This window comes from Shewanella sp. A22 (genome assembly GCF_053850585.1).
Map to the genome: position 1 here is coordinate 1 of NZ_JBSQBN010000168.1, position 7,683 is coordinate 7,683.

The 7,683-nt window shown below is 38.8% G+C and carries 6 protein-coding genes and 1 pseudogene; 4 read left to right on the forward strand and 3 right to left on the reverse strand.

Annotated elements, in window-relative coordinates; all coding sequences use genetic code 11:
* Positions 1 to 126 precede the first annotated feature (126 nt).
* The 3 genes and pseudogenes from ACWXWT_RS19170 to speA form a co-directional block, all read right to left on the reverse strand.
* Positions 127 to 254: pseudogene (locus tag ACWXWT_RS19170) on the reverse strand (agmatinase); the annotation flags it as partial.
* 45 nt (positions 255 to 299) lie between these two features.
* On the reverse strand, positions 300 to 1,229 hold the full coding sequence (locus ACWXWT_RS19175) for an adenosylmethionine decarboxylase (protein ID WP_456043174.1): 930 nt from the start codon (positions 1,227 to 1,229) through the stop codon (positions 300 to 302).
* 345 nt (positions 1,230 to 1,574) lie between these two features.
* Positions 1,575 to 3,485 carry a biosynthetic arginine decarboxylase gene (speA, locus tag ACWXWT_RS19180; RefSeq protein ID WP_456043175.1) on the reverse strand — a complete coding sequence of 637 codons (1,911 nt, stop codon included), beginning with the start codon at positions 3,483 to 3,485 and terminating at the stop codon, positions 1,575 to 1,577.
* Positions 3,486 to 4,078: 593 nt separating this feature from the next.
* On the opposite strand from speA, the gene ACWXWT_RS19185 reads away from it, so the two are divergent.
* The 4 genes from ACWXWT_RS19185 (at position 4,079) to ACWXWT_RS19200 (ending at position 7,442) form a co-directional block, all read left to right on the forward strand.
* On the forward strand, positions 4,079 to 4,912 hold the full coding sequence (locus ACWXWT_RS19185) for a CvfB family protein (protein WP_456043176.1): 834 nt from the start codon (positions 4,079 to 4,081) through the stop codon (positions 4,910 to 4,912).
* 104 nt (positions 4,913 to 5,016) lie between these two features.
* Positions 5,017 to 5,670, forward strand: coding sequence for a YceH family protein (locus ACWXWT_RS19190; protein WP_456043177.1), 654 nt, complete (start codon positions 5,017 to 5,019; stop codon positions 5,668 to 5,670).
* Between the two features lie 39 nt (positions 5,671 to 5,709).
* Positions 5,710 to 6,543 (forward strand): ABC transporter permease subunit, encoded by an 834-nt coding sequence (locus ACWXWT_RS19195; RefSeq protein ID WP_456043178.1) that lies wholly within the window; start codon positions 5,710 to 5,712, stop codon positions 6,541 to 6,543.
* Positions 6,540 to 7,442, forward strand: a complete 903-nt coding sequence (locus ACWXWT_RS19200) for an ABC transporter ATP-binding protein (protein WP_456043179.1) — start codon at positions 6,540 to 6,542, stop codon at positions 7,440 to 7,442. The genes ACWXWT_RS19195 and ACWXWT_RS19200 overlap by 4 nt, the downstream gene beginning before the upstream one ends.
* Positions 7,443 to 7,683: the final 241 nt, after the last annotated feature.

The following is a 7,683-nucleotide window of genomic DNA, read 5'->3' on the forward strand; positions in this document are numbered from 1 at the left end:
GATGCTGGAGGTAGAGTAACGCAGGAGCTTGTTACCGAGGATCACTATTCGCTTCAATCATCTGCCTTGCCTACAGCACTTTGAACTCCCGCTGAAAGATCACATATTTAATAGGATTGGTATTACACCACCAAAGCGACCCGTTGCTGCCATATCAAAAGGTAAAGCCCAGCATCAAACTCCGTGGATATAGCATTAAGTGGCTGGCGTAAATACCCGAATGTGTTTGAATAAAGCGAATAATCAGTTTTTATGTGGGAGGAGTCATAGACTTCCCAAAAGATAGCAAGTGCCAATAACTACAACAATGTTGGAGTCAGCATGTCTAAGCAATCTTGCTGATAGTGACTGAAATGTATGTTAAAACCTTGCTCAATAGTCATCACGCAATGGCTTAAACACAGATAATTTAAAAACGGTTTTCCGGCAATATCACTATTAAAACCAATAATGTCACAGCTATTGGGCTGTAGTAGTTTGACTAACTCGGCAAAGATATCAACCGGAGTTGAAACAATATCGATGTTTGTTTCAACACTGACATAAGAGCTACTTTCCTGTGGGGTAATGTGTATTGTAAAATACTCATTACCGCGTATGCCATTGATTGAATAGCCAAACGGGCTGAACAGATACTGATCGACAATAAAACCATTAAATAAACGATCTAATTGCAACATCTGAGCAATTTGAATAGCAGATTGCTTATTACCACGTAGATAATCAGCAATAGAACCAGAAATATGATACATCAATAGTTCATGAGTGGTATCACGTTGGCTAGCTTGATATTCTTTCTTGGTTGTAAAAACATAATGATGATGACTATCTAAATGCCCCATCCGATATGCCTGCCCCGGAATAAAATGCTTTAGTGTAGCCACATCATCAATAAACGAACTAACTTGTAAATGGGCATAATATTCATTTTTACGTTGGTAACACATATACGCAATGGCAGGTTCGCCGAGCTCTTTAATAAAGTAACAGGCCGAGCTAGCTAACGTACTCGTACCGCACGTGAGCATAACAAAGCGGTCATCCCATACAAATAAACTCGACTCACTGAGTAAATAAGCATCACAATATTCGTTGCTTACTTTAGATAAAATATCAGCGTTTGAGGCAGCAACAAGCTCCAACCAAAATGCACAATCTAAAGACCGTAATTGGGGCGCGGAAACATTCACAATAATCTCTAATTTTTTCTCTGACGCTTCAAAAAACATTTTTAGCAACTTAAAAGCATATGGTCTGTTGGCCTTCCAAGATTATGTGAGCAGCAAATTCTGAGCTATTACAAAAGCATGAACTAAAAAGCAAAAGCTTTGTGGTGTAGTTATTCTACATAAAAAGCCGATAACTCAGTAGACATTGCCAACATACGCAACCCGAAGGGTTCGTCAAAAATCATTTTACTCTTTGGCGAGTGAATGCTGCTTAGCAGCAATCCACTCTCCTCGGTTAAAACGCTTTTATCTTAAACGGTATGCGACCTAAAAGATCAACACTCCCATAAAACACCAAGGTTATTAGCTTTTTAATTTATAAGCCAACCTAACTTATTTTATAACTTAAAAGTCTTCTAGGTATGTGTAGCCCTTAAGACCTAACTGCAACTCTTCTAAAATACTGGCGCGTTCAGCTTCAACAATATGTTGATTAACAAGCTCTTCATAAGTCCGCATGAAATCAACGGCGTCTAGATTAACATAACGTAAAACGTCAGCCACTGTATCACCTTCTAGCACGGATTCAATTTGGCTTAATCCACGTTCATCGATTCGCACAACAGCAGAGTTAGTATCACCGAACAAATTATGCATATCACCCAAAATTTCTTGGTATGCTCCCACCATGAAGAAACCAATCAAATATGGGCTGTCTGCACTCCATGCGGGTACAGGTAATGTTGTTTCAATCCCTTGACCGTCAACGTATTGATCGACAATACCATCTGAATCACAAGTAATGTCTAACATCACTGCACGTCGCTCTGGTGCTTTGTCTAAACCGGATAACGGCAAAACAGGGAACACTTGGTCAATACCCCAGGCATCAGGTAGTGATTGAAATAATGAGAAGTTGACGAAAAATTTATCTGCCAATTTTTCATTTAACTCATCGATAACAGGACGATGGTAACGATTATTGTTACTTAATAAGCCTTTTACTTCATGACAAACCCGTAAGTTAGTTTGCTCAGCCCAAGCCCTATCCGCTAAGCTTAATTGACCTACCGCAAACAATGAATGTGCTTCAGCAATATCACTCTGGCTGTCATGATAGATTTCAATAATGGCACGTTGATCAAAACGGCCACTGATTTCTAACCATGATTGCCACATATTGTGAAGCAATTGTGGCGCGTCTTCATTTGGCTCTTGAATATTTTCAGGTAAATATGTTTCTGTACCAATAACGTCAGTGATCAACACAGCATGATGCGCCGTTAAATGACGACCTGATTCTGAAATAATACGTGGCATTGGCTGCTCGTATTCATTACATAAATCGGTTAATACATTGACGATATTATTTGCATACTCATTTAAACCATAGTTCATAGAGTTATTGCTTTGGCTTCGGGTTCCGTCGTAGTCAACCGCTAATCCTCCGCCCACATCAAAACAATCAATGCTGGCACCTAGTTGACGTAATTCACAGTAAAAACGACCAGCCTCACTCACACCTTGACGAATATCCCGGATGTTGGCAATTTGCGAACCTAAATGGAAATGCGATAATTGTAAAGAATCAAGCATATTGGCGCTTTTCAATTCAGCAACCACTTTCAATACTTGTGCCGCAGACAAGCCAAATTTAGACTTTTCGCCACCACTGGCTTGCCACTTACCTTTACCTTGAAAAGCCAAACGTACGCGTAAGCCCAAACGAGGTTTAACACCTAATTCAGCCGCTTCTGCTAATACCATTTTTAGTTCTGACATTTTTTCCAGAACAATATAAACCTTATGGCCCAACTTTTCGCCAATCAGAGCTAAACGAATATATTCTTTATCTTTATAACCGTTACACACGATCACTGAACTGGCTTTTTGTGCCATGGCAAGTACAGCCATTAGCTCTGGCTTACTACCCGCTTCAAGTCCTAACTGAGGAACTTCTTTTGATTTCTGACTGGCTAGAATTTCTTCTACTACGGTTTTTTGTTGGTTTACTTTAATTGGGTAAACTAACAAATAATCATTTTGATAATCGTACTTCTTAATTGCATCATTAAATGCTTCACATAAACTTTCCACCCTATGGTGTAAAATCTGTGGGAAACGGACTAAAACCGGTAACGAAACGCCTGCTTCGACCATACTTTTGGCTAATTCATTTAAACCAACTTTATGATCAGGATTTTGTGGATCAGGTGACACGGTCACTTCGCCATCTTCACGTATACCGTAAAAACCTTGGCTCCAGTGAGTCACGTTATAACCCGAGCGAGCATCTTCGATAGACCAATCAGACATAATTATTTTCCGTATTTGTATCAAAGTGAGCAGCATTCCATCAGGTGGGCACTGCTGGTTAAAAATCAAGGTAACCCATTTGGATTACCCAGAAATAAGCGGTTTATCTTAAACTGTCATTATGGCTGATAAACCAGTGATAGACGAATTAAAGGCTATGTAAAAACCCAATACCAAATAGTATTTTTATCGTCGTGAGTTAATTTATATTAAACATCTTACGCAGATGTCCGCAAAGCATGCAAATCTTGGTAGCTAACAGCCTAGTCACTAGGTTTCTCTTATTAGTCACATATGTTTTAAAGAAAAAAGACGAACTTAGCTCACTTTTTCATTCATAACATGTCACAATTTCAGCCTTTATAAAAACGGCGCAATTAAACCTTGCAATGATGTGTAATGCAAGTTAATTACCGATAAAATTGTCATAAAAATGCATTTGCAAACGTTGTCATAATCACCAGTAAATACAGTGTTCAAAATAAATGATTTTATATCGCGACTAATTGACACAACGTGAGCTAATTTTACGTGTATAATTAAGCGTTTTTCCTAAGATCATCTTTTCATTTTTTATTAAAGTAGAGTCATTCATGATACAAATCGGCAAACGTTATTCATTAGAAGTTGTTAAACAAGTTAATTTTGGGGTTTATTTAAATGCTCAAGAGCTTGGACAAGTCTTGCTTCCTAATAAATTTGTCCCTACCGGTTGCAAAGTCGGCGATATGGTCGACGTATTTCTTTACCTAGACTCTGAAGATATCGTGATCGCCACAACCCAAAAGTCACTTGCCCAAGTCGGTGAGTTTGCCTATTTAAAAGTGGTTGCTACTGGACCATTCGGTGCATTTCTAGATTGGGGATTAGACAAAGATTTATTATTACCCTTTGGCGAACAACACAAACCCGCAGAAGAAGGTCGTTCATATTTAGTCTATGTTCATGCTAACCATGCCGATGAACGTATTATGGCTTCATCTAAATTAGATAAATTTGTCGACAAAACAGAACCTCATTATACCCAAGGCGAACAAGTAAATTTGATCATCGGCGGTACGACAGATTTAGGTTACAAGGCGATTATCAACAATTCGCACTGGGGCGTCATTTACACCAACGAAGTATTCCAAAAACTGCGCTTTGGCCAAAAAGTGACGGGATATATTAAAACCATGCGTAGTGACGGAAAAATCGATCTCGTGCTACAAAAAAGTGGTAAAGAAGACTTAGATAAAAATGCACGACTGATCATCAATAAACTGCGCAGTGCAAATGGTTTTTTACCCCTGCATGATAAAACAGATGCTGATGTCATCTATGATCAACTCGGTATGAGCAAAAAAGCGTTTAAGAAATCGATTGGCGGGTTATTTAAAGCTGGTGATATTTCAATTGAAAGTGATGGTATACGATTAACTGTGTGAACAATCACCAATTAACTCAGCTTGATTAGCCAATCCTTTGATAAAAAGCATGTCTCTGTTATAAAAGTAATAGAATCGTGCTTTTTTATTAAAGGATACTGTGTATGGAATTAACCCAATTAGAAGCCAGAGTTATCGGATGTTTACTCGAAAAAGAACTCACCACACCTGATCAATATCCTCTGTCATTAAACTCACTTACTTTAGCATGTAACCAGAAAAGCAGTCGCTATCCAGTGATGTCCCTAACTGAACCTCAAGTACAAACTGTTTTAGAAGAATTGGCAAAAAAACGCTTAATTAGCGAACAATCAGGCTTTGGTAGTCGAGTCGTAAAATACAAGCATCGATTTTGTAATACGGAATTTAGTGAATTGCAATTAAATAGTGCTGAAGTTGCGGTGATTTGTGTGTTGTTATTGCGCGGCCCACAAACACCTGGAGAGCTTAAAACTCGCACTAATCGACTCCATGAGTTCAACGATACGTCGCAAGTTGAAACAGTATTATTAACGTTAACCCAACGAGAAAAGCCGTTAGTTGTGCAATTAGCTCGAGAAGCCAATAAACGTGATTGTCGATTCCTTGAATGCTTTAGTGGCAATGTTGATGACTACCAAGTCAACAGCATTGACGCTATTGAGGTTTCGAATCACACTAATCAAGCATTACAGCAAGATACTCGAATTACAGAATTAGAACAAAGGGTGGTATTACTAGAACAAAAACTCGCTCAATTAGAGCCACTTTTACATTAATTAATGCTTTGCGGTCAACCGCCAAGCAAGGAAGACATTATGGATAGCACTGCACCACCATCAACACTCACTCATATTTGGTTATTAGCAAAATATGAATTAACCAAGCGTTTCACCAATAAAAGTGGCATGGTTTCGTTGATTGCCTTTATGCTAATTTGGGCCATATTATTACTTTACCCAATTAAAAGTGCATCCGAGTTTATCATGGAGCCTAACTTTAAAGGCTTTACCGAAGCACTGTTTGGACCAGGAAGTTTACGCCATCTCTTTGAGTGGCCAGTCGCAGAGTTTGCAGTGTTTTGGCTGGCAGCATTATATCTATTTCCTATGTTCAGCATTTTTATCGCAGCGGATCAATTTAGTTCAGATAAACAACGAGGCAGTTTACGATTTCTCACACTAAGAGTCAGCCGAACAAGTTTGTTTTTCGGTCGTTTTCTCGGTCAAATGTTCATTCAACTACTGCTGATCGTCTTGACTTTATTGGCGACCATCACATTAGCATTATCTCGCGATATATCGCTATTATTACCATCAATCACAACCAGCGTTATCGTTTTGATTAATCTAGTGATTGTATTGCTACCTTATACTGCTGCAATGGCTGTATTGTCGTTGTATGCAAACTCCGCTAGACAAGCAAGCATTTACGCAGTGATTTTATGGGCTGTTGTCTCTATCATCATTGCCTTAATCAATATGAACTTCCCACAATTAAGCTGGTTAAACTGGATATTACCAGGCTCGCAAATTTCTAGTTTAATCAATACCCAAGGGTTGAGTTCATTGGCACTTGCTCCTATCCCCTTACTGCAAACGGTCATTATTCTATTTGTCGGTAAAGTATTAATGAGTCGGAGTGCACTATGAGTATTATTCAATGTAATAACCTATCAAAACATTACGGCAGTAAAATTGCGCTCGACAAGGTTTCACTCAAGCTAACTACAGGTGCACCAATTGCATTAGTAGGCCCCAACGGTGCAGGAAAAACCACATTGTTTAGTTTACTTTGCGGTTATATTCAACCATCCAACGGCAATATTAGTATTCTAGGACATCAACCCGGTAGCAAAGCGCTACAAGGGATATTGTCTGCTTTACCACAAGATGCGGCACTAGATCCTAACTTTAGTATCGTGTCACAACTGCAATTCTTTGCACAACTGCAAGGGATGACAAAAACAAAAGCTAAACAAGAGGCTTTAAGAGTTATCGAACTAGTCGACTTAAGCAACTCCGCAGATGCAAAACCTAAAAGTTTAAGTCACGGTATGAGTAAACGTGTCTCGATTGCTCAAGCACTATTAGGCTCCCCAAAAATAGTTTTGCTCGATGAACCGACAGCAGGACTAGACCCCGCTAATGCAAAAAAAATTCGTCAAATCGTCAAAGACTTATCTGACCATACAACATTTATCATTAGTTCACATAACCTTGATGAACTTGAAAAATTGTGTGACCAAGTCGTTTACCTTGAACATGGTAAGCTACAACAGTCTGTATCGATTAATGCAAGTCAAGCGACTGATTTTATCACTCTCACCATGAAATCGTGTGATATGAATGTCCTTCACCAGCTGTTATTAGGATTTAAGGATGTTATCGAAGTTAGGCGTATCGGTGATGAACAATATGTCATCGAATATCAAAAACAAGCGGGCTTTGCTATAGAAATACAATTGCTTGAGCTATTTTCTACTCATAATTGGCAATATAAATCATTGCTTAAAGGCAGAACCTTAGAAGAAACTCTATTCTCCTCTTAACACCTTAAACACCATCTAAAATAAGGCGCAGGCTGGCTAGTAGCTGCGTCAATAATCTAATACCAATCCCATTAAATATCTGGTCAGTTCAGCGTCTCTCAGGTTTTTCAATTCAGGCACATTGATGTAGAAATGGTTGTTCCCTTTTAAATCGATGTAACACAGAAGTGGAATACCTGAGAGACTCCATTCTGGCGGGTTTCAAAGTCCTTTATGCTTCGTTAGATGCTTTCAAAATACG